The organism is Flavobacterium sp. GNP010 (genome assembly GCF_056428945.1).
Genome location: NZ_JBWJVK010000022.1, coordinates 1 through 25,463, shown reverse-complemented (window position 1 = coordinate 25,463; position 25,463 = coordinate 1). Strand labels below are relative to the sequence as shown.

Genomic DNA, 25,463 nt, shown 5'->3' with positions numbered 1-25,463 from the left:
TCTAAAAATCTAACGATCTAAAAATCAATTTTAAATATCCCTTTTCAAGATCGTTGCAGCCGCTTGTGCAGTTGGCAATACTATCAAATCAGCAATATTTACGTGATACGGTCTAGAAACTACAAAATGAATTATATCAGCGATATCTTTAGCGTGCAAAGGCTCAAATCCTTTGTAAACGTTAGCTGCTCTTTCAGTATCGCCCTTAAAACGCACCTCGCTAAATTCAGTTTCTACAGCTCCAGGATGTATGGCTCCCACACGAATCCCATACGGATTCAGGTCCATTCGCATCGCCTGATTCAGGGCATCAACAGCATGTTTTGAGGCGCAATAAACGTTTCCATTTGGATATACTTCTTTACCTGCGATAGAGCCAATGTTAATGATATGACCTGATTTTCGTTCAATCATCTGCGGAATTATAGCTTTAGAAACATACAAAAGTCCTTTGACATTGATGTCAATCATGGCATCCCAATCGTCTAAATCACCATTTTGTATCGGGTCTAAACCATGTGCATTTCCTGCATTATTGATCAAAACATCAATCGTAGAAAAGGCTTGTGGTAACGAATTAATACTTTCGAAAACCGCTTTTTTGTCCCGAACATCAAAGGTTAAGGTGTGCACTTCTGTGAAAGCCGAAAGTTCTTTTTTGACCTCTTCCAAGCGGTCTTCACGGCGTCCGCAAAGAATAATTTTGTAGTTGTTTTGAGCTAATATTTGAGCTGTTGCTTTACCAATTCCGCTGGTAGCTCCAGTTACTAAGGCTGTTTTAATCATGTTTTTTTGTTTTAGATTCTAAAGGTAATCTGAACGCTTTACTAGGCTACGTCATTGCCAATACTTTCGGTCCAAATAGCAAACCAATCTTCTTGGTCTAATTCTAATTCGACCGCTTTCATCAAGGATTGAATACGGGCTACATTTACCGTTCCTGCAATAGGAATCACCTGTGCAGGATGTTTTAAAATCCATGAAAGTAAAATAGAATCAGATCCTAGGTGGTATTTTGATACTAAAGTTGCAAGTAATTTTTTCATACGTCGGGTTTGTGAATTGTCTTCTCTAAAAACGGAACCTAGCGGATTCCAGGACATCGGACGAATGCCATTGGTTTGCATATAATCAAAACTTCCATCAACCATCGGTTCAAAATGAGTGGCAGAAAATTGCACTTGATTGAATAATACGGTTGTTGTTTGACGAATTAATTCAGTTTGTGAGGTAGTAAAATTAGACAGCCCAAAATCAATAATTTTCCCGTCTGATTGCAGTTTTAAAACTGCTTCTGCAATTTCATCTGCACGCATTAATGGACTAGGTCTGTGGAGTAAAAAAACGTCTAAATAATCTGTATGTAAATTTTTTAAGGAATTCTCAACAGACCAAATGATGTACTCTTTAGAATATTCGTAATGTTTAATACTGTTTTTACGGTTCTCGGTAACCATTTGGATCCCACATTTGGATATGAATTGTAATTTTTCTCTAGCGATTTTGCTGGAAGAAAATGCTTTTCCAAAGTCAGCCTCGGTGGTGTAATCTCCGTAAATATCGGCATGATCAAAGGTGGTAATTTTATTCTCTAGACACACATTAATCATGTTTTCCATTTCTTTGGTATTGAGATTTTTATCCCAAACTCCCCAATTCATGACACCCGCTACAATGGGAGATAAATTTGTTTTGCTCATGGTTTTTATTTGTTATTCAAATTCGTATTTATGTTGTTTCAGTGTATATTATTCAAAGTTCTTAAAAATATAAAAATTGTATCACAATTAGTCCTTAAAATTACCTATTTTATTGAAGTTTTAACCATTTTTTAACATCTTACTTCTAAAAAAAAATTCAATTTGCACCATCAAAAAGTAGGCATTCAATACAAGGTTTTAAAAACGACACAATGGAAGAAAATACAACGACTTTAGACATTAGAGCAATCAACGAAAAAATTGAAAGAGAGAGTGCATTTATAGATCTTCTCACCATGGAAATGAACAAAGTTATTGTGGGTCAAAAGCACATGGTAGAGCGTTTATTAATTGGACTTTTAGGTCAAGGACACATTTTGCTTGAGGGAGTTCCAGGATTAGCTAAAACCTTAGCCATTAATACGCTGTCGCAAGCCGTTCATGGATCGTTCAGTAGAATACAATTTACACCGGATTTATTGCCAGCTGATGTTGTAGGGACAATGATTTATAACATCAAGTCTAATGAATTTTCGATTAAAAAAGGACCTATTTTTGCTAATTTCGTCCTTGCAGATGAGATTAACCGTGCGCCTGCTAAGGTGCAATCAGCCTTACTGGAGGCCATGCAGGAAAAGCAAGTTACCATTGGCGACACTACTTTTAAATTAGACCGACCATTTTTAGTTTTAGCTACGCAAAACCCAATAGAACAAGAAGGAACCTACCAATTACCAGAAGCGCAAGTCGATCGTTTCATGTTGAAAACGGTTATTGATTACCCAAAAATGGAAGACGAACGTATGGTTATTCGTCAAAATTTAAAAGGAAGCTATGAAAAAGTAAATCCAGTCGTTTCGGTTGAACAAATTTTGCGCGCGCAAGAAGCAGTTCGTGAGGTGTACATGGATGAAAAAATAGAGAAATACATTCTAGATATTATTTTTGCAACGCGTTATCCAGAGAAATATAAATTAGCTGATTTGAAACCGTTAATCAGTTTTGGTGCCTCGCCACGTGGAAGTATTAATTTGGCGAATGCTGCAAAATGCTACGCTTTTATCAAACGACGTGGGTATGTAATTCCAGAAGATGTTCGTGCGGTGGTTCATGATGTCTTGCGTCACAGAATAGGGGTTACTTATGAAGCCGAAGCCGAAAATATTACTTCTGTAGATATCATCAACAAAATTGTAAACGAAGTAGAAGTACCCTAAAAGTGAATAGTAATAAGTGAATAGTAATTAGCCTTGGTTGGTTACTATTCACTTTTCACTTTTCACTAATTACTAAAGAAATGGATACAAAAGAACTCTTAAAAAAAGTACGAAAAATAGAAATTAAAACCCGAAGATTGAGCGATCACATCTTTTCGGGAGAGTATCATACGTCTTTCAAAGGACGCGGAATGACGTTCAGCGAAGTGCGTCAATACCAGTACGGAGATGATATTCGTGCGATTGATTGGAATGTAACTGCACGTTATAACGAAGCGCACGTAAAGGTTTTTGAGGAAGAACGCGAATTGACCATGATGCTTATGGTTGATATTTCAGGTTCAGAAAGTTTTGGTTCAAAAAATCAGTTCAAGAAGGATATTGTTACGGAAATTGCTGCAACGATGGCTTTTTCGGCAACTCAAAACAATGATAAAATAGGTTTGATTTTGTTTTCGGATGAAATCGAATTGTATATTCCACCAAAAAAAGGAAGATCTCATGTATTGCGCATCATTCGGGAGTTGATTGAATTTCAACCTAAAAGCCGTAAAACTGATATTGCGCAAGCCTTGAAATTTTTATCGGGAACTCAAAAAAAGAAAGCAATTGTATTTGTGATTTCTGATTTCATGGCTGAAGATTACGAGCAAACGTTGAAAATTGCATCAAAAAAACACGACATCACTGGCATACGCGTTTATGATATTCGCGAAGAAAAAATGCCAGATTTAGGTATGGTTTCTATGCTTGATGCAGAAACGGGAGCTGTCGAATTGATCAATACCAGTGCGAAAGCAGTGCGAATGAATTATGAAAAACAGTACCACGATAAAGTAAATTATTTTAAAGAGACATTCAGCAAGTCAGGTTCAGGTGTTGTAAACACAAGAGTCGATGAAAGTTATGTGACAAAATTTCTGAGTTACTTTAAATCGAGATAGATCCCCTCCCAGCCTCCCCAAAGGGGAGGAGTTGAAAGAGGATTATAATTTTCACGATTCGGCTCCCTCTCCTTTGGAGAGGGTTGGGGAGAGGAAAAAATATTTAATATAAAAATGAAAATTAGACTTTACCTACTATTATTACTGCTTTCTACGGCTGTTTTTGCACAACAAAAACAAGTGGTTACTAGTATTGATACCACTAAAAATAAAATTGGCGCAGAATTTAAATTGTCTATAAAAACTACTGTTGATACTTCGGCTAGAGTGATTTTTCCGAAATTGAAAAACGTTGGCGCTCTAGAGGTAATTCAGTCGTATCCTATTGATACCGTTAAAATGGATGGTCGTTATGAATTGATCAAAAAATATGGGTTGACCCAATTTGATTCTGGTCGCTATGTGGTTCCTAGTATTAAGATTTTCATCAACAGCAAGCCTTTTTTGACAGATTCGCTTTTGGTAGAAGTAGCAAATGTTCAAGTAGACACGCTGAAACAAAAAATGTTCGATATTAAGGACATTGCACCAGCAGATAATTCTATTGGTGATTGGTGGAAATACGTGCTAATTGTTGCACTGATTTTAGGTATTGGAGTCTTCATTTATTGGTTTATTAAAAAACGTCAAGAGAAAAAATTACATCAAGAAATTTATAAAACCCCAATAGAGAAAGCCACGAGTTTGCTCGATACTTTAGAGAAAAAAGAATTATGGCAAAAAGGTGAAGTCAAAGCGTATTACAGTGAATTGACTGACATCGCTAGAAACTATATTGAAGAAGCGATAGAAATTCCAGCAATGGAAAGCACTACTTCAGAACTGATTCAAGGATTGAGAACCGCATCGGTAAAGAAAAAAATGACGCTTTCTCAAGAAATTATTGAAAATTTGGAGCGTGTTTTGAAACAGGCCGATTTAGTGAAATTTGCCAAGTCAAAACCATTGGATTTTGAAATCACAGACGATCGCAATAAAATTCAAAAAGTAATCTTAACATTAGATAATTCGATTCCAGTCGAAGTGCCAGACGAAGAAGATATGTTGCTAAACGAAGCACAACGACAAAAGCAAATTCAGATACAACTGCGCAAACAAAGGAACAAGCGCGTTGTTACAGCAGTGGCTTCGGTGGTTTTTTTATTGGTAGCCACCACGCTCTTTTTTGTAGTAACTAAAGGATTTGATTTTGTAAAAGATAATGTTTTAGGTCATCCTACCAAAGAATTATTAGAAGGCGAATGGATCAAAAGTGATTACGGAAATCCCGGAATTGTAATTGAAACTCCAAAAGTATTGAAGCGAGTAGATCTCACAAAAACACTCCCAAAAGAAGGAATGGCTTTGATTAAAGAAATGCAGTCTTTTGCTTATGGAAGTGTCTTAGATCCTTTTTATCTAATGGTATCTACTTTAAAGTTTAAGCAGCAAACGCAGATTGATTTGAAAAAATCAATGGATGGTGTGTTGCAATCTATGGAAGTGCAAGGCGCTCAAAATATGATTGTAAAACAAGAAGAGTTTGAAACCAAAGAGGGTGTAAAAGGCGTTAAAGCGTATGGGACTTTTTCACAAATAAATGCAATTACTAAATCAAGTACCAAGTTGTATTATGAAGCATTGTTGTTCAGTCAAGAAGGCGGATTACAACAAATTTTATTGTTACACGAAGAAGGAGATACGTACGCAAATCAAATATCAGAGCGCGTTTTGAATAGTGTCGAATTAAAACAAGCAACTAAATAATGGAAAAAATAACTTTTTTAAACCCAGAGTTTTTTTGGCTGTTTCTTCTGATTCCAGTTGCAATTGTATGGTTGATGCAAAAAAAGAACCATCAATCAGCAACTTTAAAAATAAGTTCGTTACAAGGATTTAAAGGAACTAATTCCTATTTGACAAAGCTAAAACCGATGTTGAATGGACTAAGAATTCTAGCCTTATGCTCACTTATTGTGGCTATGGCACGGCCAAGAACCGTAGATGTGAGCAATAAAACGAAAACGACTAAAGGAATTGATATTGTTATGGCGATTGACGTTTCTGGAAGTATGCTGGCCAAGGATTTGAAACCCAACCGAATGGAAGCACTGAAAAGAGTGGCTGCTGATTTTGTGGGTGAAAGACCTAATGACAGGATCGGTTTGGTAGTGTATGCCTCCGAAGCGTATACTAAAACTCCAGTAACCAGCGATAAAGCTGTAATTCTAGATGCAATCCGAAGTATAAAATACGACAATGTGCTACAAGATGGTACAGGAATCGGGATGGGATTGGCAACTGCGGTAAATAGATTAAAAGACAGTCAAGCAAAAAGTAAGATAATTATTCTGTTGACGGATGGGGTAAATAATGCTGGATTTATAGAGCCAGAAACGGCCTCGGATATTGCGAAGCAGTACGGAATAAAAGTATACACGGTAGGAATTGGAACAAACGGCATGGCTATGTTTCCGTATGCGATTGCTCCAAATGGGCAGTTTTTATTCCAAATGATGAAGGTTGAAATCGATGAGCAGTTGATGAAAAACATCGCTAGAAAGACCGATGGAAAATATTTTAGAGCAACAAGCAACAGCAAATTGGCCGAGATTTATGCTTCGATCAATAAACTAGAAACTACTGAAATTGAAGAATTAAAATTCTATGATTACGATGAAAAATTTAGACCATTTATTTGGTTTGCCGGCTTTTTATTGTTGTTAGAATTAGCATTGCGAAATACAGTTTTTAAAAGTTTTATATAATATTTAAACACAAAAGATAGGAAGTCTTTAAGTAATAGGTTTAGTGCGTTAGTAAACCTAGTGAACTTTGCGCCTTCTTTGTGAACTTAGCGGTTAAGAAAAATTATGGAATTAGACGAAAAAAAATATTTATACCTTCTTTTTATACTGCCACTTTTGGTGCTTCTTTTTCTGTATAATTTATATTGGAAAAGAAAAAAGCAACGCGAGTTTGGCGACTTAGAAATGGTAAAAAAACTCAGTCCAGAAAGCTCTGTTTTTAAACCCGTTTTAAAATTAGGAGTATTGCTTTTGGCGTTGACGGGGTTAATTCTGGCATTGGTAAATCCAAAAATTGGTACCAAAATGGAGACGGTGAAACGTGAAGGAATCGACATTGTTTTTGCAGTAGATGTTTCTAAAAGCATGTTGGCCGAAGATGTGGCACCGAATCGTTTGGACAAAAGCAAGCAAATTGTTTCGCAAATCATCAATCAATTAGGAAGCGATCGAATAGGAATTGTAGCTTATGCCGGCAACGCGTTCCCAGTATTGCCAATTACTACTGATTATAGTGTAGCCAAAATGTTTTTGCAAAGCATGAATACAGATATGGTGTCCTCTGTGGGAACTTCCCTGAATGAGGCAATCAAATTGTCATCGACGTATTATGATGATAAAAAAACTAGTAAGTTGCTCATTATGATTTCTGATGGGGAAGACCATAGCGAGGGCGCACAGGAAGCTGCAGAAGAAGCGAATAAATTGGGAATTAAAATAATTACCATTGGCGTAGGAACAGAAAAAGGAGGCACAATCCCTTTAAAAAAGAATGGTGTTGTAGAAGGTTTTAAAAAAGACAACAATAATGAAGTGGTGATTACCAAGTTGAATCAAGAAAGTTTACAAACCATTGCAAAAGCCACAAAAGGCGGTTATGTAAACGGAAATAATACCAAAGAAGTAGTAGAGTATATCAAGAATGCACTGAATAACATTCAAAAAACTGAATTTGAAGCAACAGAAATGGCCGATTTTCAATCGCAATTTCAGTGGTTTTTGGGTTTTGCTTTTGTTTTCTTATTTCTAGATATTTTCCTTCTGGAAAGAAAAACAAGCTGGGTTAATAAATTGAATTTATTTAACGAGAATAAATAAATTATAAAGCACAAAGTTGTTTATAAGTTGAATGAAGGATAAATGAAAAAAAATATACTATTATTGATTTGGTTGGCAACAGTGCTTTTTTCCTGTGGAAAAGACAGTAAATCAACAGCTAATGATCTTGATGTAAAAACGTTGGATTACAGAAATAACGTCAAAAGTCAAAATCTATTAAATAAAAGTAATGAAAAATTTATTGACACTGAATTTGAATATACTGAATCTAACGGTGCACGTATAATTATACAAAACAGCTTTCCAAAAAGTGGATTGAACTATACGGATCCTGAAGGTAAGAAATATGTATATGCTGTATTTTGGTCTCGAGTAATTAATGAAACAGATAATTCTCTTGAATTAACAATTGATGTTCCTTTGGATTCATTTGAGATTCCAACTTCATCGGGCAACTATATTAACTTACTTTTTCCTGCTGATTCAATGACAATTGATAAAGAACCCTTGTATGATTATGGGTTGAAAGTAAAATATTTTTTAGATAAAAACCGTCATAAATCCTCTTCGTTGAAAAGGACAATTAATGCAAAAGGAACTAGTGTTTTTTATGTTGTGACGCTTTCTAGTTCCGCAGTTAACGGAACAATGCGGACAGGATTTAGCTTAAAAGAGAAAAATCTTTTTTATAGGATTAACAATAAAGAAATTAATTGCGGAAAGATCGAATTAAAAAAAACAATGTTAAACAAATAAATAAGGAAAAACATAAACTAGTGTTGCTCCATTTTGAAAATAAAAAACATTTCGATTTATCAAACGCTTACATTTAAAAACACAATGAAAAACATAATTTTATATCTGTTATCGCTTTTTTCTTTTGTTGCAAACGCACAACAGAAAGATAGAATATTGCCCAAAGCGAACGCGGAATATGCTGAAAATAAATTTGTAGAGGCCGAGGCTAATTATAGAATTTCGGATTCAAAATTTCCAAATAAAGCAACCGCACCTTTCAATTTAGGAAATACTATTTACAAGCAAAAGCAGTCTTCCGAAGCGAAATTTGCTTACGCTAAATCTTTGAAAAATTCAAAAACACGACCGCAAAAACACAGAGCATTTCATAACCTGGGCAATGTTTTTATGAATGAAAAGGATTATACGCAAGCAGTTGAAGCCTATAAAAACGCGTTACGTAACGATCCTAGCGATGAAGAAACGCGATATAATTATGCTTTGGCCAAAAAAATGCTAAAAGAAAATCCGCCAAAAGAAGATAAGAAAAAAGACGACAAAAAGAGTGACAAGGATAAGAAAGAAGATAAAAAGGACGACAAGAAAGACGGCGAAAAAGACAATAAGGATAAAGAGAATAAAGACGATAAGGGCGATAAAGACAAGCCAAACAAAGATCCAAAACCCAATGAAAACGGGGAGCCAAAACCAGCTCCTGGTGGAATTTCTAAAGAGCGTTTAGAAAACTTATTGGATGCTGTAAACAAAGAGGAAAAGAAGGTACAGGATAAGGTAAATGCCAAGAAAGTAAAGGGAAAACCAGTTAAAACCGAGAAAGATTGGTAATTCAATTAGACAATTTTAAAATGAAAAGATGTATTGCAGTATGCTTTGTTTTGATTTGCAATTTACTCAACGCTCAAGTTCAGTTTGAAGCTAGAGTGAGCAAAACTACTTTAGGTCTAAACGAGAGACTTCGTATAGATTTTATGATGAATGTAGATGGTGATAACTTTGTTCCGCCCTCATTTGCAGGTTTTCGTGTTATAGCTGGACCCAGCCAACAGGTAAGTCAGTCGTGGATCAATGGAAAAAGCTCTTTTGAAAAGGCCTATTCGTACTATCTTGTGCCCAATCAAAAAGGGACATTTGTACTAAAGGGTGCTGCTATTGAGTTTAATGGAGCTACCTATAAAACTGCGCCAGTAAAAATAACAGTTACTGAAGCCACTGAGGAACCAAGAGATCCAAACAATTCTGAAATAAATACTGATGAAAACCTGTATCTGGTAGCTGATGTTTCAAATGGTAATCCCTACATCAACGAACCAATTACAGTTGTTTATAAATTGTATTTTGGTAACATTGGAATTTCAAACCTTGGAGAATCAAGTAAGCCTAAGTACAATGATTTTTGGAGCCAAAATATCGAGATCAAACAACCTGTGGCCGAAGAAGGAATGTTTAAGGGCCAGAATTTCAGGTTTATTGTATTGAAAAAAGTAGTGCTGTATCCGCAAAAATCAGGAAAGCTCAAAATTGAGCCATTGACATTATCGGTAGATGTGCAGTTGCCCACAAACCGTCGGGATATGTTTGGTCGAATGGTGCTTACTGAAACAACAAAGACGGTTTCGGCTGGAGCCAAAACCATCAACGTTAAACCATTGCCAGAGGCTGGTAAACCAGAAGATTTTTCGGGTGCGGTAGGAAGTTTTGATTTTAAAGTTACTCCATCTAAAACGACTTTAAAGCATGATGAAAGTTTAGATTTAGTGGTCAGTGTAAGCGGAAAAGGAAACTTAAAGCTCTTCAGTTTACCCAAACCCGTAGTGCCAAATGCTTTAGAAATGTATGATGCAGTTCATAGCGAACAAGTTAATACGCCGCTTTCTGGAATGGCAGGAAAAATAGCAGATAGTTACACGATTGTACCACAATATAAAGGCAGTTATCCCATAAAACCAATCAAATTCACGTATTTTGATTTGGATACAAAAAGTTATAAAACATTAAGTTCACCAGAGATATTGATTAATGTTATCGATGGTCCTTCGCCTACAGATGCTACGGTAGCTTCTTCTAATAAAAATAAAGTAGATAAAGTAGAACAATTTAAGTTCATAAATGTAAAGAGCAAGCTTCTGTCCATGGATACGAAAGATTTCTTTGAGTCTAATTTATTCTTCGGATTGTTCTTTTTTCCGTTTTTGATGTTGCCTTTGATTGTGTTGTTCAAAAAGAAAAAAGAAGCTATTGATGGCGATGTGACTGGAAATAGAATCCGAATGAATAACAAGTTGGCCAAGAAATATTTATCAGAAGCCAAAAAGCAAATTAATAACAAAGAACTATTTTACATTGCGCTGGAGAAAGCAATGCATAATTTCTTGAAAGCGAAGTTGCATATTGAAACTTCAGAAATGAGTAAGGATAATATTCAAGAAGTACTGTTGTCAAGAAATGCAAATCCGGATGCGGTAAATGATTTCATTGCGCTTACAGAGAACTGTGAAATAGCTCGATATGCACCAGCATCAAGTGTTACAATTCTACACGATTTTGATAAAGCAGTTGCGATTATTTCAAATTTAGAAAAACAGATTGCTTAACACTTTTGTTATTTTGAGGAACGAGGAAATCTCATTAAGATTTGCAAGAATAGTTAACCGACAACTTATAACTAATTAAATGAAATATATTTTTTTTATACTTTTACTTTCAACCCAAATTTTCTTTGCCCAAAACGGCTTTGAAAAGGGAAATGCGTATTACCAAAAAGGAAATTATAAGGAAGCAGTTGAAGCTTATGAAACTGTTCTGACACAAAATAAACATTCTTCAGAATTGTATTTTAATTTAGGGAATGCGTATTATAAATTGAATAAGGTAGCGCCTTCTATTTATAATTATGAAAAAGCATTGGTTTTAAATCCAAATAATAAGGATGCCATAAACAATTTGAAATTTGCTCAAAAGCGAACGATCGATGAAATTAAAGTAATCCCAAAAGTTGGTTTTGCAAAGTTGGTTCGCGATTTTACGGGAGTATATCATTACAACACATGGGCCTGGATATCGGTTGGATTGGCTGTTGGCTTCTTGCTTTTTTTTATTGGATACTATTTTTCACAAGTTACAGCATCAAAAAGAATTTTCTTTTTTGGGATGTTTGTGTTTTTTATTTTTATTTTCATCAGTATGCTCGCTGCATTTTTTGAAAAGAGCTATTTTGATAATGAAAGACCCGCTATTATTTTTGCTGAAAAGTCCGATGTTAAAAGCGAACCAAGAAATGGTGATAAGCCTATTTTTGTCGTCCATGAAGGAACAAAAGTATTCGTGTTTGAAACAATAGGGCGATGGAAAAAAATACAACTTACAGATGGAACCGAAGGCTGGATTGACAGCAGCGCGATTAGGGAAGTGAAGTAGTTGTAACTCTCCAAATAAATTTTGTGAATTTATAATTGCAGAACTTTACTTTTTACTTTTTTGTAGTTCTTTGTTCCAATCTATTTTTCAATCAAAAGTTTATTAATGACACTTTCAATATTGTAGAAGGCGACTTTTCTATCGCTTTCGAAAATACCATTATATCGTATGCGACCATCTTTTAAAATGATCAAGTGAGGAAAGCTATTAATTTTTAAACTATTTTCAATCTGTTTGGCAGATGTTGCATAGATTTTCGGGAAAGTGTATCCAAGATTATTTAATATTTTGGTTGTTTTAGTGAAATCATCTTGCTTTAAAGGGACATTAACAGCATATATAACCACATTAGGATTGTTTTTATATTTTAGATAAGTGTACTCTAAATCAGGGAATTTAGTAAAACAAATGGCACACGAGGTCGTCCAAAAATCAAGTACAATTATTTTGTCTTTCTTAAAATTTACAGTTGTATTATTTTCATCAGTAAAATGTACTAACGGATATCGGCTATTCACTTCGGCATTTTGATTTTCCACTAAAATCAATAAATTTTGGAATAACACATATCCTACAATTCCGAAAACTCCTATCGCTAAAAATATAATCGTCTTATGTTTAAACTTAAAATATGTATAAGCTAAAGCACTACTAATTGGTAAAAATATCAAGTATAATATTGTTCGAGAATATTGATTGTAAATAAAGAAAAACATGAGAAAAATAAGCATTATTGGCGATATCAGAATAAGAATTGACTTCAAAGCTTTACTTAAAGTATTAGTCTGAAATATTTTGATCGATATAAAAAAATTGGTCGTCAAAAACAACAGCAACATCAAAGAATGGTCACCGTACGTAATTGTGCCGTAAAAGATGTAACACACAATTAAAAGAAGAGCTATAATGATATTTTTTTTAAATAAATTTTTGAAATAATTGTTTTTGTTCATTTATCGATTTTTGTTTGTAAATGCAAGATATAAGTGGAATTGAGCACCGCAACACGATTATTTACTTTTTCTTCAAATCGTCATACCAGCTTTCAATAGATGGGTATAAATATACCGTTGTTTTCTGGATCGGATTATAAAATAGAGAGTTGTCCAGCGTTTCTTTCTTGGCTAAAAAATTATGGTAGTTTATTTTTTCAAAAACCTTAAAAACAATTCCGATAATTAAGATCGTTTTGAGTACTCTAAAGAAACCACCTCCAAGGGAATTTAACCAACCTAAAAAGGCTAAATCAGCTATTCCAGTCAAGAATTTTCCTAATAGAGATACAGCGATTACAACGAGAATAAAAGTCAGTATAAAAGCGATGACTTGTATAGTATTGGGATTCCAATTCACGAAACCAGCTAAAAACATTTTCATAAAATTAGAAAATTTCACGGCCGCATAAATTCCAAGTAATAAAGAAACCATTGACGCTAATTCTACAAAAAGACCATTTTTGATGCCTTTAAACAGCGCAATAGCGAGAAGCACACCCAAAATAATATCCAAAAATCCCATGATAATTCATTAAAAAATAGAAACGCAAATATAAATGAATTGTTCTGTACCATTGCCAATTTTCAAGTTCTTATCTTTGCCAAATATAATTTTAAACGTTATGAATTAATATTTCATAACTCATAATTCATAATTCAAAAAAATGTCAAGAGACACACAACTTAAAGAACGCTGGGAACAGCTTGTTAATATACTTTCCGATCAATTTTCGCAAGGTGAAGATTTAGATTTAGACGCCATTATTTACTTAATTGGGGTTCAAGAACTTGGAAAAGTACACCAAGAATTTAAGAAAGACGAAAAACTCAATTTGATGCATATTGCCATTTGCCGTTTATTAGAGCCTTATGGATTTTATGAATTCGAGTTTTTTGATGAGGAAGGATGGCCACATTATAAAGTTAAGGAGGAACTGCCACCATTAAAAGCAGGGGAACAATCAGTTTTAATGAAGGAAGCTATTGTAAATTATTTTGTTGAAAGAGAACTTATACAGTAGAAATCACTAAAAAGCAGCTTATAAATGGCTTTTTTGGGACTATTCATTATTAAATAATCACTAAAAAAAGCTAAATTTGCATTCTCAATTACGGAAGGAAAATGATAGATAAGATAAAAGAATATATTGGCGAAGCACAAGCTTTTTCTACGCAGAACGCAGCAGAATTAGAAACATTCCGAATTAAATTTTTAGGAAGTAAAGGACTTTTAAAGGAGCTTTTTGCCGAATTTAAAAACGTTCCAAACGACCAGAAAAAGGAATTTGGACAAGTAATCAATTTACTTAAAACTTCTGCCGAAGACAAAGTAAAAACCATTCAGGATGCTTTAGAAAGTAAAGAAGAAATAAAAGGTTTTTATGGTGATCTAACTCGTTCCGCTGAGCCTATGACTATTGGTTCTCGTCACCCTATTTCATTGGTAAAAAACCAAATTATAGATATTTTTTCAAACATTGGTTTCAACGTTTCTGAAGGACCAGAAATCGAAGATGACTGGCATAATTTTACTGCATTAAACTTACCTGAATACCATCCGGCGCGTGATATGCAAGATACTTTTTTCATTCAAACAAATCCTGATATTTTGTTGCGTACGCATACATCATCTGTACAAGTGCGTTACATGGAAAATAACAAACCGCCAATTCGAACTATTTCTCCAGGAAGAGTATTTCGTAACGAGGCTGTTTCGTCCCGTTCACACTGTATTTTTCACCAAGTGGAAGGGCTGTATATTGACAAGGACGTTTCTTTTGCCGACTTAAAACAAACGCTATTATATTTTACCAAAGAGATGTTCGGAAAATCAAAAATCCGTTTGCGTCCATCCTATTTTCCTTTTACGGAACCAAGTGCTGAGGTTGATATTTATTGGGGTCTAAAAACAGAAACCGATTATAGAATCACCAAAGGAACTGGTTGGTTAGAAATCATGGGTTGCGGAATGGTAGATCCTAACGTTTTGAAAAACTGTGGTATCAATCCTGATGAATACAACGGTTTTGCGTTTGGAATGGGAATCGAAAGAATTGCCATGTTGCTATACCAAATTGGCGATATCCGTATGTTTTATGAAAATGATGTTCGTTTCTTAGAGCAATTTAAATCTTCAATTTAGTTAAAAGTTATAAAGTCTTAAAGTCGAACGAAATACCTGTTATAGTTTTTCACTCGACTTTAAGACTTTAGGAACTTAGACATTACTACTAATTTATGAAAAAAGACATTATCATCCCCGAAGTAGAAAACGTATTTTTTGCGGCAGTCCAGGAATGGAGTGACGATTTCATGGAAAAAGTTTGGTATGCTTACTTGGTAAACGACAGTGATTTTCTAATAGAAAGTGTAATGGTAGTTTCTAAAGCTTTTGGAACTATTGATGGCGAAATGAAAAAAACATCATTGTTGCGTCATGCTTTTGTCGAAGTCCCAGCGGTTTCAGTAGTGAAAATTGAAATGATCGAAAAAAGTGTTTTGGCACTCAACAATGAGTTCATGCTCACGTTTTTCATGGATGGGAAATTGTACGATAAAAAATTCATTTTCAAAGCCAATTCCATCAATGAAACAGAGGTAGAAGAAGTGCCTATTTTATTTGTTGACGGAGTTATTGTTAGATAGATTATTAGTGCTTTCTTTTTTTATTTTCTGTTTCCAAGAAAAATAGCTTACTACATAAATCCCGGTTACAATAAAAAACAGCATTCGAAGCAAACTTCTTTTGGATAAAAAGGCTTGTGAAAATGACATGTCCAACAAGTCAAAAACTTGCAGGATAATAGAGAAAGATATCCCCCAAATCAATCCTGTTTTAAGTTGGTATTTCCATCTTTCGCTCATAGCTAAAAATTATAGGTTTTGTTTTTGTTTGGATTTCCAGGTAAAATAACCTAGAACAAATATTCCTACTAAGATATAAGCGATGGCTTTAAAATAAAAAGTAGGAGTGGCAACTTGCGCTGAAAATGGTGTTTCCTTGATGTCAAACAATACATTGAAAACCGTCATAAATAATCCCCAAATTCCACCCATTTTAATCTGGTATTTCCATCTTTCGCTCATGAAGTTTCTTCTGTTTGATTATAAAATCTGTCGTTGGATTAATCGAGTTTATCTGTCAATTTTTTAAACACGGCTTTCGCATCTTGGCCTTCGTATAAAATGCTGTGCACCGCATCAATAATTGGTGTTTTGGCACCGTACGCCTGATTAAGTTTGTAAGCACTTTTTGCCGCATAATATCCTTCGGCAACCATACTCATTTCCATCATTGCTGATTTCACGGTGTAGCCTTTACCAATCATATTCCCAAACATTCTATTGCGGGAAAATACCGAATAACCAGTAACCAATAAATCGCCTAAGTAAGCAGAGTCATTAATGTTACGTTTCATTTTGTGGACTTTCTTGATGAATTTTTTCATCTCGCGAATACCATTACTCATCAATACCGATTGGAAATTATCACCATACCCTAGACCATGCGCTATACCTGCAGCAATTGCATAAATATTTTTTAGCATGGCAGCATACTCAGTTCCTATAATATCATCAGTTATTTTAGTTTTAATGTAATTTCCAGATAAATTTTTAGCTACAGTTTTAGCTTTGTCGGGATCACCACACGCAATAGTAAGATAAGAAAGACGCTCCATGGCAACTTCTTCAGCGTGGCAAGGACCCGTAATTACACCAATATTGTAATACGGAATATCGTATTTCACATGAAAATGCTCCCCTACAATTAAGCTTGTTTCAGGAACAATTCCTTTAATGGCTGAAAAAATAATTTTGTTTTCTAAGGAAACAGTCAGTTTTTCTAATTCGGCACCCACAAAAGCAGAAGGAATAGCGAAAATAATATAATCAGCGTAGGCTACGGCTTCGTTGATATCGCTCGTTAATTTGAGTTTTTTAACGTCAAATTCAACGGAACTCAAATAATTTGGATTGTGTTTTTCTGTTTTAATATGTTCTATTGCAGCCTCATTGCGCATGTACCAGGAAATTTCGCTAAGATTTACACACAACATTTTTGCTATAGCAGTCGCCCAACTTCCACCACCTATTACTGCGAATTTTATATTGTCAGCCATTTTTTATTGAATTTAATCAAAAGTACTTAAAAAAGTACCGTTTATGCAAATAAAAGTAACATCCTAAAATTCATTTTGTAACAGAGTTTTTTTGTTTTAAAATTAAAAAAATAATAATTTAATATTTTTTAATTTTCAACGCAATAAAAACACATGCGACTCGTTATTCTTAATGATTTTGTATCAATTTAACAAATTAATGCGAATTGAGTTAGTTAGTTATATTTTAGAATTTAAAAGGCGCTCCCACAAAATGAGAACGCCTTTTTATTTGACTTGAATTAACCCAGAAATAATTATGCTGATTAATAGCTCATTTCCACAATTGCTTTTACTTTTTCTAAAGTGACATTTTGTTTTTCTCCCAATCCTAACCAACCTCTTTCTTCGAAACGATTTACAATAAAATTAGCTGTTTTATCAAAATCTTTGGTGTAATCAGATAATTTAGTGTCCATTCCCATGGTATGGAAAAACGCAACGGTTTTATTGATGGCTTTGTTAGCAATTTCGTCCTCAGTTCCAGTTAAATTGAAAATACGTTTTCCGTATTGTGCCAATTTTCCTTTTTTAGTTTCAAACATCACTCGGTATAAATTGGGACCCACAACTGCCAATGTTCTGGCATGATCTATTCCGTACAAGGCTGTCAATTCATGACCAATCATATGTGTAGCCCAATCTGATGGAACTCCTTTTTGGATTAATCCATTCAGCGCCATCGTACAACTCCACATAAAATTAGAAGCTAGTGCATAATCTTTAGGATTTTCGACTACTTCAGGACCTACTTGAATTAGAGTTTGTAGAATTCCTTCGGCAATGCGATCTTGTAAAAAACCTTCATGCGGATAGGTTAAATATTGCTCTAAAACATGAGTATAAGCATCTACGACACCATTTTGCAATTGTCTTTTTGGTAAAGATTCAATTACTGTTGGATCACAAATTGAAAATTTTGGAAACAATGCGCTACCACCAAAAGCCAATTTTTCCTGCGTAGCTTCAATAGTTACTACAGCTCCAGAATTCATCTCGCTACCAGTTGCAGGTAAAGTTAATATTGTTCCAAAAGGAATTACTTTAGACAAATCTTTAATCAATAATCTCTTTTGAAGAATTTCCATTGGATTCCCTTCAAAATGTACGGCTGCTGAAATGAATTTCACCCCATCAATTACAGAACCTCCACCAACGGCAAGGATAAAATCTATTTTTTGTTCCTTGATAACGGCAACGGCTTTCATCAATGTCTCAAAATGCGGATTTGGTTCAATTCCCCCAAATTCTACGATTTCAATCCCGAAGTCTCGGGACTTTAATGCTTTAATAACTTGCTCGTGAATCCCATTTTTAAAAATGCTTCCACCGCCATACGCCAAAAGGATTTTTGCTCCTTTTGGTACTAACGTCGATAATTTTTCAATTTGTCCTTTTCCAAAAACTAAATTGGTAGGATTGTATAATTCGAAATTTAGCATCTTGTTATTTTTTTGAATTCAATTGGTTCAATAATTTTTCGGCTACTAATTTAGACGAAGCCGGGTTTTGACCTGTAATCAATAAACCATCTTCTACAGCGTAAGGCTGCCAATCTCCTATTTTAGAATATGAAGCACCGTTAGCTTTCAAGGCATCTTCTAATAAAAACGGAACAACATTTGTTAATCCCACCGCTTCTTCTTCGGTATTTGAAAATCCGGTTACTTTTTTACCTTTAACTAAAAATTCCCCATTTACTTTTACGTTTTTCAACACTGCTGGCGAATGACATACAAAAGCAACAGGTTTGTTATTCGCATAAAAAGCTTCAATTAAAGCACTTGAAGATGCATCAGTAGCTAAATCCCATAATGGACCATGACCTCCAGGATAAAAAACAGCATCATAATCAGTTTGTTTAACATCAGCTAGTTTGTGTGTTTTACTTAGTTTAGCTTGTAGTTCAGTATCTTTATCAAATCTTTTGGTGTCTTCAGTAGCCGAAGATGGATCTGAACTTTTAGGGTCAATTGGTGGCTGTCCTCCTAGTGGCGATGCAATATCAATGATCACTCCTTTATCTGCTAACTCATAATAAGGAGCAGCAAATTCTTCAATCCAAAATCCTGTTTTTTCTCCTGTGTTCCCTAATTCACTATGACTAGTTAGAACAAATAATACTTTTTTCATACCTTTTTTATTTTGTGCAGTTGCTGTTATACAACTTGCGGTTAATGCTATAATGGCAAACAATGCGATTTTTTTCATTTCTAATTTTGTTTGTACAAATTTACGGTGAATATGCTATTAGTAAAAATAATTTAAATTATGTTTGTGATAAATATATTTATATCATGGTTAATCTCGAATGGTATCGAACGTTTAAATCCGTTTATAAAAACGGTAATTTTTCTTTGGCTGCCAAAGAATTATTTATAAGTCAACCCGCTGTTAGTCAGCAAATATCAATGTTGGAAGCCCATGTAGGATATAAACTTTTCAATCGAAAGTCTAAAGGCGTTGAACCAACAGAATATGCTAAGTTACTCAATAATTTAATCATCGAGGCGCTTGACCGACTAGAAAATGTAGAGAATGGTTTTCGGGCCAAAGCCTTTAATGCCAACAGGTTAATTTCAATTGGAATCTCTAAACATTTGATGCAAAGTTTAGGGAATGTATTGGTTTCAAAATTTGATTTTATCGATTTTAGCTTTCATGAAAACGACATGCTTTTTGAATTAGTTGATTCTAAAAAACTTGATTTTGCGGTTGTCACCAAACAATATGATACGTTTGACACGATTCAGAAAAAGGTTGGGGAAATTAAACAAGTAATTGTAGGTTCAAATACCATTGATGCTTCCGAGTTGAAGTCTAGTATTAAAATAAAAGATTTCTCTGCAATCGAACACTGGTTCAACGACCAAAAATGGTTCAGTCACAATGCACAAATTCCGCACATCAAATTATTTTGGTTGCATGTTTTTAATAAAAAAAGACCTTCGATGATTCCCAATTATATTATTCCGTCTGAATATGAAATGATCGAAATTCTGAGTAAAAACACTGGAATAGCGGTTGTTTGGGATTGCAATGCGAAAAATTTAATCGAAGAAAATAAAATTCAATTGTTGTGGAACAGCAAACAGATGCCTAGCACCGAAGTTTTTTTATTATCCGGTAAAAACGATAATTTGAGTACGGTTTTTGAAAATATTCAAATAGAATTGAAAAGAGTTTTGGGATAATTACTTCTTATAAAAATTATTATGATCAATGTATTCCCAAACCTTTGCAGGCAATAAAGGCTGCACATTTTTCTCTTTTTTAATATTTTCCCTAATAAATGTCGAGGATATTTCTACAACCGGAGCATCAATGACGTGGATTTTTGGATGGTTTTTAAACTCTAAGTTTTCCTCTTCGGATGAGATTCGTGGATACACATAAATGTCATGATGTTTTAAAATGGCTACGTAGTTTTTCCATTTGTGTAGCGATTTTAAATTGTCTTCTCCCATGATTAAGGAGAAATCGTAATTCGGATATTTTTCCTGTAAGTGAACTAAAGTATTGACCGTGTAATTAGGCTGGGATAATTTAAACTCAATATCCGAAGGCTTGATTTTTGGAAAATCCTCAGTGGCAAGATGCACCATTTGCAAGCGGTGGTAATCATCGAGTAACGTATTTTTTTTCTTTAGAGGATTATGTGGCGTGACAACCATCCAAATTTGGTCTAAATCAGAATGCTCCGCCATGTGATTGGCAATGATAAGATGTCCCACGTGAATTGGGTTGAACGTTCCGAAATAAAGTCCTATTTTCATTTTTTAGTCCTTAGTTTTTAGTCCTTAGTTTTTAGCCTTTAGTTGTTTGTGTTAATGACTAAAAAGCTCTAATTACTATTTTAGATTTTTAGAAAATGCATTTATCATTTTACTTTCTTCCTCAATTAAAAACAAAAGTTCGTTAAATATATTTTCATTTTGAATAAATTCTAATTCTTTAGCGATGATTAGTTGGGTTTCTATCTCGTTTAATGAACCTCTAGAAATATTTAAAAAATGATTAAATGATTTATCTGTTTGACGTCCAAATCCTTCTGCAATATTTGAAGGAATTGATACACTTGCTCTTTTCAACTGACTTGTTAGAGCATATATTTCTTCCTTTGGAAAATCCTTGGTAAGCTTATAAACTAAAACCACAATTTTAATTCCTTTTTGCCAAATAAGCAATTCTTTATATGATTTAACTCCACTCATAAATAATTGATATTATATTTTTTTTTTAGCTGAGTACAATTTACTAATTACTAAGGACTAAGTACTATTCACTAAGGACTAGTGAAACTATTTAGAAACATAATTCTTAACCAACTGATAGGCTTCTTCAAGAGCTACCGGTAAGTCATAATTTTTTATAATCACATCAAATTGTGGTGCTGTAGCTAACTCAACAGATGCTTTAGCGATGCGCATATTGATTTTATCGTCACTCTCGGTAGAGCGTTCCTTTAATCTTCTTTTGAGTTCATCTACGCTTGGTGGTTTCACAAAAACGGCTAAAGTTTCTTCCGGAAATTTATGTTTGATACGCAATCCGCCCGCTACATCAATATCAAAAATCACGTTTTTTCCAAGTGCCCAAATGCGCTCTACTTCGCTTTTTAAAGTTCCGTAAAAGTTATCTCTGTAAACCTCTTCCCATTCTACGAAATCCTCGTTTTTAATGTGCGTTTTAAAATCTTTGAGCGACATAAAATAGTAATCCTTGCCACTTACTTCTTCACCACGAGCTTCGCGAGTTGCTGCTGATATAGAAAACTCTAAATTCAAGTCTTCTTGTTTTAATAAATGCCTAACTATAGTAGTTTTTCCTGAACCTGACGGTGCAGAGAATACGATTAATTTTCCTTTTTTCATTGTTTTATGCCTTTCCTGCAAGGTTTTTGAAACCTTGTAGGTATAATTAATTTATAGTAGAAACCGGTAAGGTTTTTAAAATCTCACAGATTGACTTACAATACATTCAACACCTGCTCTTTAATTTTTTCCAATTCGTCTTTCATCTGAACGACTAATTTTTGCATTTGTGCGTGATTGGATTTAGAACCCATCGTATTGATTTCACGTCCCATTTCCTGGGTGATGAAACCAAGTTTTCTACCATTAGCTTCCGTTCCGTTGATGGTTTCCAGGAAATAATCGAGGTGATTCGTCAAACGTACTTTTTCTTCGGTGATGTCTAATTTCTCTAAATAATAAATCAATTCTTGCTCAAAACGATTTTCATCTACATTCACTTTCAATTCTGAGATTGCCGTTTGCAAACGGTCTTTTATTGCTTGAACGCGTTCTGGATCAAGAGCCAAAGCTTCGGTCATGTATTGACGAATATTGCCAATTCGCAATTGAAATTCTTTTTCAAGTGAAGCGCCTTCATCTCTTCTAAAGTTCAAGATGTTTTGCAACGCGTCTTCGATAACGGTTTGGATTTGTACCCAGTCGTTTTCATCGATTTCGTCGCGTTCTATTTTCATCGCATCTGGCATTCTAATAGCCATTTTCATCAACTCTGTTTCGTATCCTTCGTTACAAATTTCTTTAAGTTGATCCATGTAGGCTTTTACAATCGGCACATTCACTTTGGTAGAAGTTTGTTCCGCGGTACTTTCGATAAAAATAGAAAAATCTACTTTTCCTCTTTCCAGTTTCAGTGCAATTTGGTTGCGTAAACCCAATTCCATTTCGCGGTACAGCGAAGGCATTCTCACATTCAAATCTAAACCTTTACTGTTTAAAGATTTCACTTCTACTGTGATTTTTTTGGTTGATAATTGCAAAGTTGCTTTACCAAATCCCGTCATTGATTGTATCATATATTTTTTTAAGAGAGTGCAAATATAAGGAAAAAAATTCCCCTAGCTCCCGAAGGAGGAATTGGAATGTTTTCTATTCCCCTCCTTTGGAGGGGCTAGGGGAGGATACCAAATACACCCCACCAAATATCAAAATTGCCGAACCAATTTTCACTAAACTCAATTCGTCTTTTCCTAAACTAATTGCGAATATAGTAGCAAATAGCGGTTGTAAATAAATAAAAACGGCAACTGTGGTGGGTTTTAATTCTTTCATCGAAAGCAAATTCAGCAAATAGGTTAGGAAAGTCGAAAAAACCACCACAAATCCTATTTTCCAGCAAATATCCATTGGAACCAAAGTCCAGTTCACAGATTGAAATTGGCTCCAGCCAAAAGGCAAAACCATAATAAAACCGAACAAATAAATCCATTTTACAAACGTAAAAGCATTGTACTTATCCATTAATTTCTTGACGATAATCAGGTAAAATCCATAGGAAATAGCGTTAACCAAAACCAGAAAATTCCCGAGTCCTGCATGGGTTGCATTCCCAATAGATTTTCCGTACAGAATAAGAAAAGCAGTTCCAACGAGTCCTAGAACGATTCCAAAAACTTTTCGTTTTTGCATGCGCTCTTTCATGATAATTGCCGAAAGTGTCAAAACAATCATTGGTGTCGAAACCATGATTACCGCAGCACTAATGGGAGAGGTCAGGCTTAATCCTTTAAAAAAAGTCAGCATGTTAAACGCCACGCCAAAGAAAGCCGCGGCAATAATTCTAGGAAAATCAGTTAATGCAATTTTCTCTTTTGGCATAAAAAGCCAAACCAGCCAAAACAAAAGCACCGAACCGCCTACCCGCAGCAGGATAAAACCGTAGGCATCAATGTACCTAGGCATTACATCTTTGGCGATGGTAAAAGTGACGCCGTAAATAAGGGAAACTAGTGTAGCGCCAATAAGGGCGAGATTTCTTTTAGACATTAAACCAGCGCTTTCATTACCTGCAACATATTTTGTTGGGTGTTGCCAATGTAAATTTTGTCCTTAATAATAAAAACGGGCCGACTCAAAAACGTGTAATGTTCCAAAATGTATTTTTTGTAATCATCTTCGGTTAACGATTTATTCTTCAAATCCATCGATTTGTACAACTGTGCTTTTTTGCTAAAAAGTGCTTCGTAACTTCCTGAAAGCTCTCGCATTTTTTCTAATTCGGCAACAGTAATTGGATCTTGTTTGATGTCGTGAAATTTAAAATCATGTTCTTTAGGTAATGATTTTATAATTTTTCTGCAGGTATCGCAGGAAGCGAGGTAGTATATTATGTCCATATAAATTGCGATTTCTTTCTGCAAAGAAAATTCATTTAACACGGAAAATGATTATTTTTATCAAAAAAATATATAAAAAATGAATCAATTATTCGACGTCAGCACTACTAGCAGAAATATGGTTTCAAAATTTTTATCAGGATACAATCTTGATCAACTCAACACGATTCCAGAGGGTTTCAGCAATAATCTAATTTGGAATATCGGTCATATTATCGTGTCGCAACAACTATTGGTTTATAAACTTTCGGGTTTGCCGATGATGGCTTCTGATGAATTGGTCGATAAATACAAAAAAGGAACCAAGCCGGAACACCCAGCAACGGAAGATGAAGTTGAGGAACTCAAAGCTTTGTTGTTTTCCACCATTCAGCAAACCAAATTAGATTACGATGCAAAATTGTTTCAAAACTACCACGAGTACACCACCTCAACAGGGAATCATGTCTTGAAAAATGCTGAGGATGCTATGGCTTTCAGTAATTTCCACGAAGGGCTTCACATTGGTATTATGACAATTATTCGTAAGTTTCTATAGGAACTGGTCGTGAGTATTGGGAGCTTTTTCCCGTCCTACGTTACAATCTCATCATCAAAACACTTTTTTTCTAAGTCATAAAAGGAGCTTCCTGCGGTCGCTCTTTTCTGCCAAGAAAAAATAGTGTTTTGATCACGAGGATTTTCACTGCGGCCGCGGCTAGGGAAGAGTAGTAACGAGAAGTATTAGGTGTAAAACTTAAAATCCTTAGTAGTTAGAGTTCAAAATTTTAAAATGAGGATCATTATTTCAAACTTAAAAATTCCTCCACTTCAACATACGGCAGCAACAATTCCTTTGGACCATCAGCATACGAAGCTGCTTCGTATGAATTGTAATAAAGCAGCAATCCTTTATCGGTATAAAAAATATTTTGAGGAAGATTGAATTTTTCGTCTTCAAACATCAATCCGGTTGCATTGATTGATTTGTTTGCAGGGATTTTATATTTGGCTCTGAATTTTTTTTCGGCGAAAGCCATAAAAGCATTTTTGTCACGGAACAATGCTACATTTGGAATCGATTTTCCTGTACTTGGGTCAAAAAGTAAAGAACGCAATCCTTGATATCCGTGAGCGCCACCCGTGTACGTGTAATAGTTGATTTCTATATTTAAAACACTTTTAGATTGGTATTTTACACTTCCTTCAATTTTAGCTTCCCAACCAAAGGTGTCATTCGGAAATTCTTTTTGGAGTTTCTCATAGGAATCAATAAAAGAGGCTAGTAATCCTGTGTAAT

General features: G+C 34.6%; 29 protein-coding genes. 14 read left to right on the top strand and 15 right to left on the bottom strand.

Annotated elements, in window-relative coordinates; all coding sequences use genetic code 11:
* Window positions 1–30: 30 nt before the first annotated feature.
* Complete coding sequence (locus AC061C_RS10585; RefSeq protein ID WP_478291146.1) at window positions 31–786, bottom strand: SDR family NAD(P)-dependent oxidoreductase; 756 nt, start codon at window positions 784–786, stop codon at window positions 31–33.
* 41 nt (window positions 787–827) lie between these two features.
* A complete protein-coding gene (locus AC061C_RS10580; protein ID WP_478291145.1) occupies window positions 828–1,700 on the bottom strand; it encodes an aldo/keto reductase in 873 nt (290 codons plus the stop codon).
* A gap of 212 nt (window positions 1,701–1,912) precedes the next feature.
* Here AC061C_RS10580 and AC061C_RS10575 point away from each other — a divergent pair, with 212 nt between their 5' ends.
* The 9 genes from AC061C_RS10575 to AC061C_RS10535 all read left to right on the top strand — a co-directional run bounded on the left by AC061C_RS10575 (window position 1,913) and on the right by AC061C_RS10535 (window position 11,879).
* Complete coding sequence (locus AC061C_RS10575; protein WP_417945744.1) at window positions 1,913–2,917, top strand: AAA family ATPase; 1,005 nt, start codon at window positions 1,913–1,915, stop codon at window positions 2,915–2,917.
* Window positions 2,918–2,997: 80 nt separating this feature from the next.
* A complete protein-coding gene (locus AC061C_RS10570; protein WP_478291144.1) occupies window positions 2,998–3,861 on the top strand; it encodes a DUF58 domain-containing protein in 864 nt (287 codons plus the stop codon).
* A gap of 114 nt (window positions 3,862–3,975) precedes the next feature.
* The gene (locus AC061C_RS10565; RefSeq protein ID WP_478291143.1) at window positions 3,976–5,607 is read left to right on the top strand and encodes a hypothetical protein; all 1,632 of its coding nucleotides are present in this window, start codon (window positions 3,976–3,978) and stop codon (window positions 5,605–5,607) included.
* Complete coding sequence (locus AC061C_RS10560; RefSeq protein WP_478291142.1) at window positions 5,607–6,608, top strand: vWA domain-containing protein; 1,002 nt, start codon at window positions 5,607–5,609, stop codon at window positions 6,606–6,608. The genes AC061C_RS10565 and AC061C_RS10560 overlap by 1 nt, the downstream gene beginning before the upstream one ends.
* A 105-nt stretch (window positions 6,609–6,713) precedes the next feature.
* On the top strand, window positions 6,714–7,745 hold the full coding sequence (locus AC061C_RS10555; protein ID WP_478291141.1) for a VWA domain-containing protein: 1,032 nt from the start codon (window positions 6,714–6,716) through the stop codon (window positions 7,743–7,745).
* 42 nt (window positions 7,746–7,787) lie between these two features.
* Entirely contained in the window at window positions 7,788–8,462 is a 675-nt protein-coding gene (locus AC061C_RS10550) for a hypothetical protein (RefSeq protein WP_478291140.1), read from the top strand.
* Between the two features lie 84 nt (window positions 8,463–8,546).
* Window positions 8,547–9,290: a tetratricopeptide repeat protein gene (locus AC061C_RS10545; RefSeq protein ID WP_478291139.1), complete on the top strand. Its 744-nt coding sequence runs from the start codon at window positions 8,547–8,549 to the stop codon at window positions 9,288–9,290.
* A 20-nt stretch (window positions 9,291–9,310) separates the two neighbouring features.
* Window positions 9,311–11,056, top strand: a complete 1,746-nt coding sequence (locus AC061C_RS10540; protein WP_478291138.1) for a BatD family protein — start codon at window positions 9,311–9,313, stop codon at window positions 11,054–11,056.
* A 79-nt stretch (window positions 11,057–11,135) separates the two neighbouring features.
* On the top strand, window positions 11,136–11,879 hold the full coding sequence (locus tag AC061C_RS10535) for a tetratricopeptide repeat protein (RefSeq protein ID WP_478291137.1): 744 nt from the start codon (window positions 11,136–11,138) through the stop codon (window positions 11,877–11,879).
* 80 nt (window positions 11,880–11,959) lie between these two features.
* Here AC061C_RS10535 and AC061C_RS10530 read toward each other — a convergent pair whose 3' ends face one another.
* Both AC061C_RS10530 and AC061C_RS10525 read right to left on the bottom strand, forming a co-directional pair.
* The gene (locus AC061C_RS10530) at window positions 11,960–12,418 is read right to left on the bottom strand and encodes a TlpA family protein disulfide reductase (RefSeq protein WP_478291136.1); all 459 of its coding nucleotides are present in this window, start codon (window positions 12,416–12,418) and stop codon (window positions 11,960–11,962) included.
* A gap of 475 nt (window positions 12,419–12,893) precedes the next feature.
* The gene (locus tag AC061C_RS10525; RefSeq protein ID WP_478291135.1) at window positions 12,894–13,397 is read right to left on the bottom strand and encodes a CvpA family protein; all 504 of its coding nucleotides are present in this window, start codon (window positions 13,395–13,397) and stop codon (window positions 12,894–12,896) included.
* Between the two features lie 142 nt (window positions 13,398–13,539).
* Between AC061C_RS10525 and AC061C_RS10520 the strand changes: the two genes are divergently transcribed.
* The 3 genes from AC061C_RS10520 to AC061C_RS10510 all read left to right on the top strand — a co-directional run bounded on the left by AC061C_RS10520 (window position 13,540) and on the right by AC061C_RS10510 (window position 15,520).
* Window positions 13,540–13,896, top strand: a complete 357-nt coding sequence (locus tag AC061C_RS10520; protein ID WP_478291134.1) for a hypothetical protein — start codon at window positions 13,540–13,542, stop codon at window positions 13,894–13,896.
* 101 nt (window positions 13,897–13,997) lie between these two features.
* Window positions 13,998–15,017 carry a phenylalanine--tRNA ligase subunit alpha gene (pheS, locus tag AC061C_RS10515; protein WP_478291133.1) on the top strand — a complete coding sequence of 340 codons (1,020 nt, stop codon included), beginning with the start codon at window positions 13,998–14,000 and terminating at the stop codon, window positions 15,015–15,017.
* A 95-nt stretch (window positions 15,018–15,112) separates the two neighbouring features.
* Window positions 15,113–15,520, top strand: coding sequence for a hypothetical protein (locus AC061C_RS10510; RefSeq protein ID WP_417975870.1), 408 nt, complete (start codon window positions 15,113–15,115; stop codon window positions 15,518–15,520).
* Between the two features lie 228 nt (window positions 15,521–15,748).
* Here AC061C_RS10510 and AC061C_RS10505 read toward each other — a convergent pair whose 3' ends face one another.
* The 4 genes from AC061C_RS10505 to AC061C_RS10490 form a co-directional block, all read right to left on the bottom strand.
* The gene (locus AC061C_RS10505; RefSeq protein WP_478291132.1) at window positions 15,749–15,961 is read right to left on the bottom strand and encodes a hypothetical protein; all 213 of its coding nucleotides are present in this window, start codon (window positions 15,959–15,961) and stop codon (window positions 15,749–15,751) included.
* A gap of 38 nt (window positions 15,962–15,999) precedes the next feature.
* Window positions 16,000–16,995, bottom strand: a complete 996-nt coding sequence (locus AC061C_RS10500; protein WP_309757305.1) for an NAD(P)H-dependent glycerol-3-phosphate dehydrogenase — start codon at window positions 16,993–16,995, stop codon at window positions 16,000–16,002.
* 305 nt (window positions 16,996–17,300) lie between these two features.
* Window positions 17,301–18,476, bottom strand: coding sequence for an iron-containing alcohol dehydrogenase (locus AC061C_RS10495; RefSeq protein WP_478291131.1), 1,176 nt, complete (start codon window positions 18,474–18,476; stop codon window positions 17,301–17,303).
* A 4-nt stretch (window positions 18,477–18,480) separates the two neighbouring features.
* A complete protein-coding gene (locus AC061C_RS10490; protein WP_478291130.1) occupies window positions 18,481–19,245 on the bottom strand; it encodes a type 1 glutamine amidotransferase domain-containing protein in 765 nt (254 codons plus the stop codon).
* Window positions 19,246–19,331: 86 nt separating this feature from the next.
* Here AC061C_RS10490 and AC061C_RS10485 point away from each other — a divergent pair, with 86 nt between their 5' ends.
* Window positions 19,332–20,228 carry a LysR family transcriptional regulator gene (locus AC061C_RS10485; RefSeq protein ID WP_478291129.1) on the top strand — a complete coding sequence of 299 codons (897 nt, stop codon included), beginning with the start codon at window positions 19,332–19,334 and terminating at the stop codon, window positions 20,226–20,228.
* On the opposite strand, the gene nadD is transcribed toward AC061C_RS10485, so the two are convergent.
* The 6 genes from nadD to AC061C_RS10455 all read right to left on the bottom strand — a co-directional run bounded on the left by nadD (window position 20,229) and on the right by AC061C_RS10455 (window position 24,184).
* Window positions 20,229–20,810: a nicotinate (nicotinamide) nucleotide adenylyltransferase gene (nadD, locus tag AC061C_RS10480; protein ID WP_478291128.1), complete on the bottom strand. Its 582-nt coding sequence runs from the start codon at window positions 20,808–20,810 to the stop codon at window positions 20,229–20,231.
* A gap of 75 nt (window positions 20,811–20,885) precedes the next feature.
* A complete protein-coding gene (locus AC061C_RS10475) occupies window positions 20,886–21,248 on the bottom strand; it encodes a four helix bundle protein (protein WP_114753529.1) in 363 nt (120 codons plus the stop codon).
* Window positions 21,249–21,335: 87 nt separating this feature from the next.
* Window positions 21,336–21,908 (bottom strand): guanylate kinase, encoded by a 573-nt coding sequence (gene gmk, locus AC061C_RS10470; protein ID WP_309759313.1) that lies wholly within the window; start codon window positions 21,906–21,908, stop codon window positions 21,336–21,338.
* 95 nt (window positions 21,909–22,003) lie between these two features.
* Window positions 22,004–22,864: a YicC/YloC family endoribonuclease gene (locus AC061C_RS10465; protein WP_478291127.1), complete on the bottom strand. Its 861-nt coding sequence runs from the start codon at window positions 22,862–22,864 to the stop codon at window positions 22,004–22,006.
* Window positions 22,865–22,937: 73 nt separating this feature from the next.
* Window positions 22,938–23,834 carry a DMT family transporter gene (locus AC061C_RS10460; RefSeq protein ID WP_478291126.1) on the bottom strand — a complete coding sequence of 299 codons (897 nt, stop codon included), beginning with the start codon at window positions 23,832–23,834 and terminating at the stop codon, window positions 22,938–22,940.
* Entirely contained in the window at window positions 23,834–24,184 is a 351-nt protein-coding gene (locus AC061C_RS10455) for an arsenate reductase family protein (RefSeq protein WP_091166548.1), read from the bottom strand. Before AC061C_RS10455 ends, AC061C_RS10460 begins: the two co-directional genes overlap by 1 nt.
* Before the next feature lie 79 nt (window positions 24,185–24,263).
* Here AC061C_RS10455 and AC061C_RS10450 point away from each other — a divergent pair, with 79 nt between their 5' ends.
* Entirely contained in the window at window positions 24,264–24,722 is a 459-nt protein-coding gene (locus AC061C_RS10450; RefSeq protein WP_478291125.1) for a DinB family protein, read from the top strand.
* Window positions 24,723–24,966: 244 nt separating this feature from the next.
* On the opposite strand, the gene AC061C_RS10445 is transcribed toward AC061C_RS10450, so the two are convergent.
* A partial coding sequence (locus tag AC061C_RS10445; RefSeq protein ID WP_478291124.1) for a DUF3298 and DUF4163 domain-containing protein occupies window positions 24,967–25,463 on the bottom strand: 497 nt, incomplete at its 5' end.

Excerpts from the sequence above, each read along its gene's own strand:
- AC061C_RS10500 (WP_309757305.1), bottom strand. The coding sequence starts at position 16,995 with ATGGCTGACAATATAAAATTCGCAGTAATAGGTGGTGGAAGTTGGGCG.
- AC061C_RS10485 (WP_478291129.1), top strand. The coding sequence starts at position 19,332 with ATGGTTAATCTCGAATGGTATCGAACGTTTAAATCCGTTTATAAAAAC.
- nadD (WP_478291128.1), bottom strand. The coding sequence starts at position 20,810 with ATGAAAATAGGACTTTATTTCGGAACGTTCAACCCAATTCACGTGGGA.
- AC061C_RS10490 (WP_478291130.1), bottom strand. The coding sequence starts at position 19,245 with ATGAAAAAAATCGCATTGTTTGCCATTATAGCATTAACCGCAAGTTGT.
- AC061C_RS10585 (WP_478291146.1), bottom strand. The coding sequence starts at position 786 with ATGATTAAAACAGCCTTAGTAACTGGAGCTACCAGCGGAATTGGTAAA.
- AC061C_RS10505 (WP_478291132.1), bottom strand. The coding sequence starts at position 15,961 with ATGAGCGAAAGATGGAAATACCAGATTAAAATGGGTGGAATTTGGGGA.
- AC061C_RS10575 (WP_417945744.1), top strand. The coding sequence starts at position 1,913 with ATGGAAGAAAATACAACGACTTTAGACATTAGAGCAATCAACGAAAAA.
- AC061C_RS10450 (WP_478291125.1), top strand. The coding sequence starts at position 24,264 with ATGAATCAATTATTCGACGTCAGCACTACTAGCAGAAATATGGTTTCA.
- AC061C_RS10455 (WP_091166548.1), bottom strand. The coding sequence starts at position 24,184 with ATGGACATAATATACTACCTCGCTTCCTGCGATACCTGCAGAAAAATT.
- AC061C_RS10545 (WP_478291139.1), top strand. The coding sequence starts at position 8,547 with ATGAAAAACATAATTTTATATCTGTTATCGCTTTTTTCTTTTGTTGCA.
- AC061C_RS10510 (WP_417975870.1), top strand. The coding sequence starts at position 15,113 with ATGAAAAAAGACATTATCATCCCCGAAGTAGAAAACGTATTTTTTGCG.
- pheS (WP_478291133.1), top strand. The coding sequence starts at position 13,998 with ATGATAGATAAGATAAAAGAATATATTGGCGAAGCACAAGCTTTTTCT.
- AC061C_RS10465 (WP_478291127.1), bottom strand. The coding sequence starts at position 22,864 with ATGATACAATCAATGACGGGATTTGGTAAAGCAACTTTGCAATTATCA.
- AC061C_RS10475 (WP_114753529.1), bottom strand. The coding sequence starts at position 21,248 with ATGAGTGGAGTTAAATCATATAAAGAATTGCTTATTTGGCAAAAAGGA.
- AC061C_RS10460 (WP_478291126.1), bottom strand. The coding sequence starts at position 23,834 with ATGTCTAAAAGAAATCTCGCCCTTATTGGCGCTACACTAGTTTCCCTT.
- AC061C_RS10580 (WP_478291145.1), bottom strand. The coding sequence starts at position 1,700 with ATGAGCAAAACAAATTTATCTCCCATTGTAGCGGGTGTCATGAATTGG.
- AC061C_RS10570 (WP_478291144.1), top strand. The coding sequence starts at position 2,998 with ATGGATACAAAAGAACTCTTAAAAAAAGTACGAAAAATAGAAATTAAA.
- AC061C_RS10565 (WP_478291143.1), top strand. The coding sequence starts at position 3,976 with ATGAAAATTAGACTTTACCTACTATTATTACTGCTTTCTACGGCTGTT.
- AC061C_RS10550 (WP_478291140.1), top strand. The coding sequence starts at position 7,788 with ATGAAAAAAAATATACTATTATTGATTTGGTTGGCAACAGTGCTTTTT.
- gmk (WP_309759313.1), bottom strand. The coding sequence starts at position 21,908 with ATGAAAAAAGGAAAATTAATCGTATTCTCTGCACCGTCAGGTTCAGGA.
- AC061C_RS10560 (WP_478291142.1), top strand. The coding sequence starts at position 5,607 with ATGGAAAAAATAACTTTTTTAAACCCAGAGTTTTTTTGGCTGTTTCTT.
- AC061C_RS10525 (WP_478291135.1), bottom strand. The coding sequence starts at position 13,397 with ATGGGATTTTTGGATATTATTTTGGGTGTGCTTCTCGCTATTGCGCTG.
- AC061C_RS10555 (WP_478291141.1), top strand. The coding sequence starts at position 6,714 with ATGGAATTAGACGAAAAAAAATATTTATACCTTCTTTTTATACTGCCA.
- AC061C_RS10520 (WP_478291134.1), top strand. The coding sequence starts at position 13,540 with ATGTCAAGAGACACACAACTTAAAGAACGCTGGGAACAGCTTGTTAAT.
- AC061C_RS10535 (WP_478291137.1), top strand. The coding sequence starts at position 11,136 with ATGAAATATATTTTTTTTATACTTTTACTTTCAACCCAAATTTTCTTT.
- AC061C_RS10495 (WP_478291131.1), bottom strand. The coding sequence starts at position 18,476 with ATGCTAAATTTCGAATTATACAATCCTACCAATTTAGTTTTTGGAAAA.
- AC061C_RS10540 (WP_478291138.1), top strand. The coding sequence starts at position 9,311 with ATGAAAAGATGTATTGCAGTATGCTTTGTTTTGATTTGCAATTTACTC.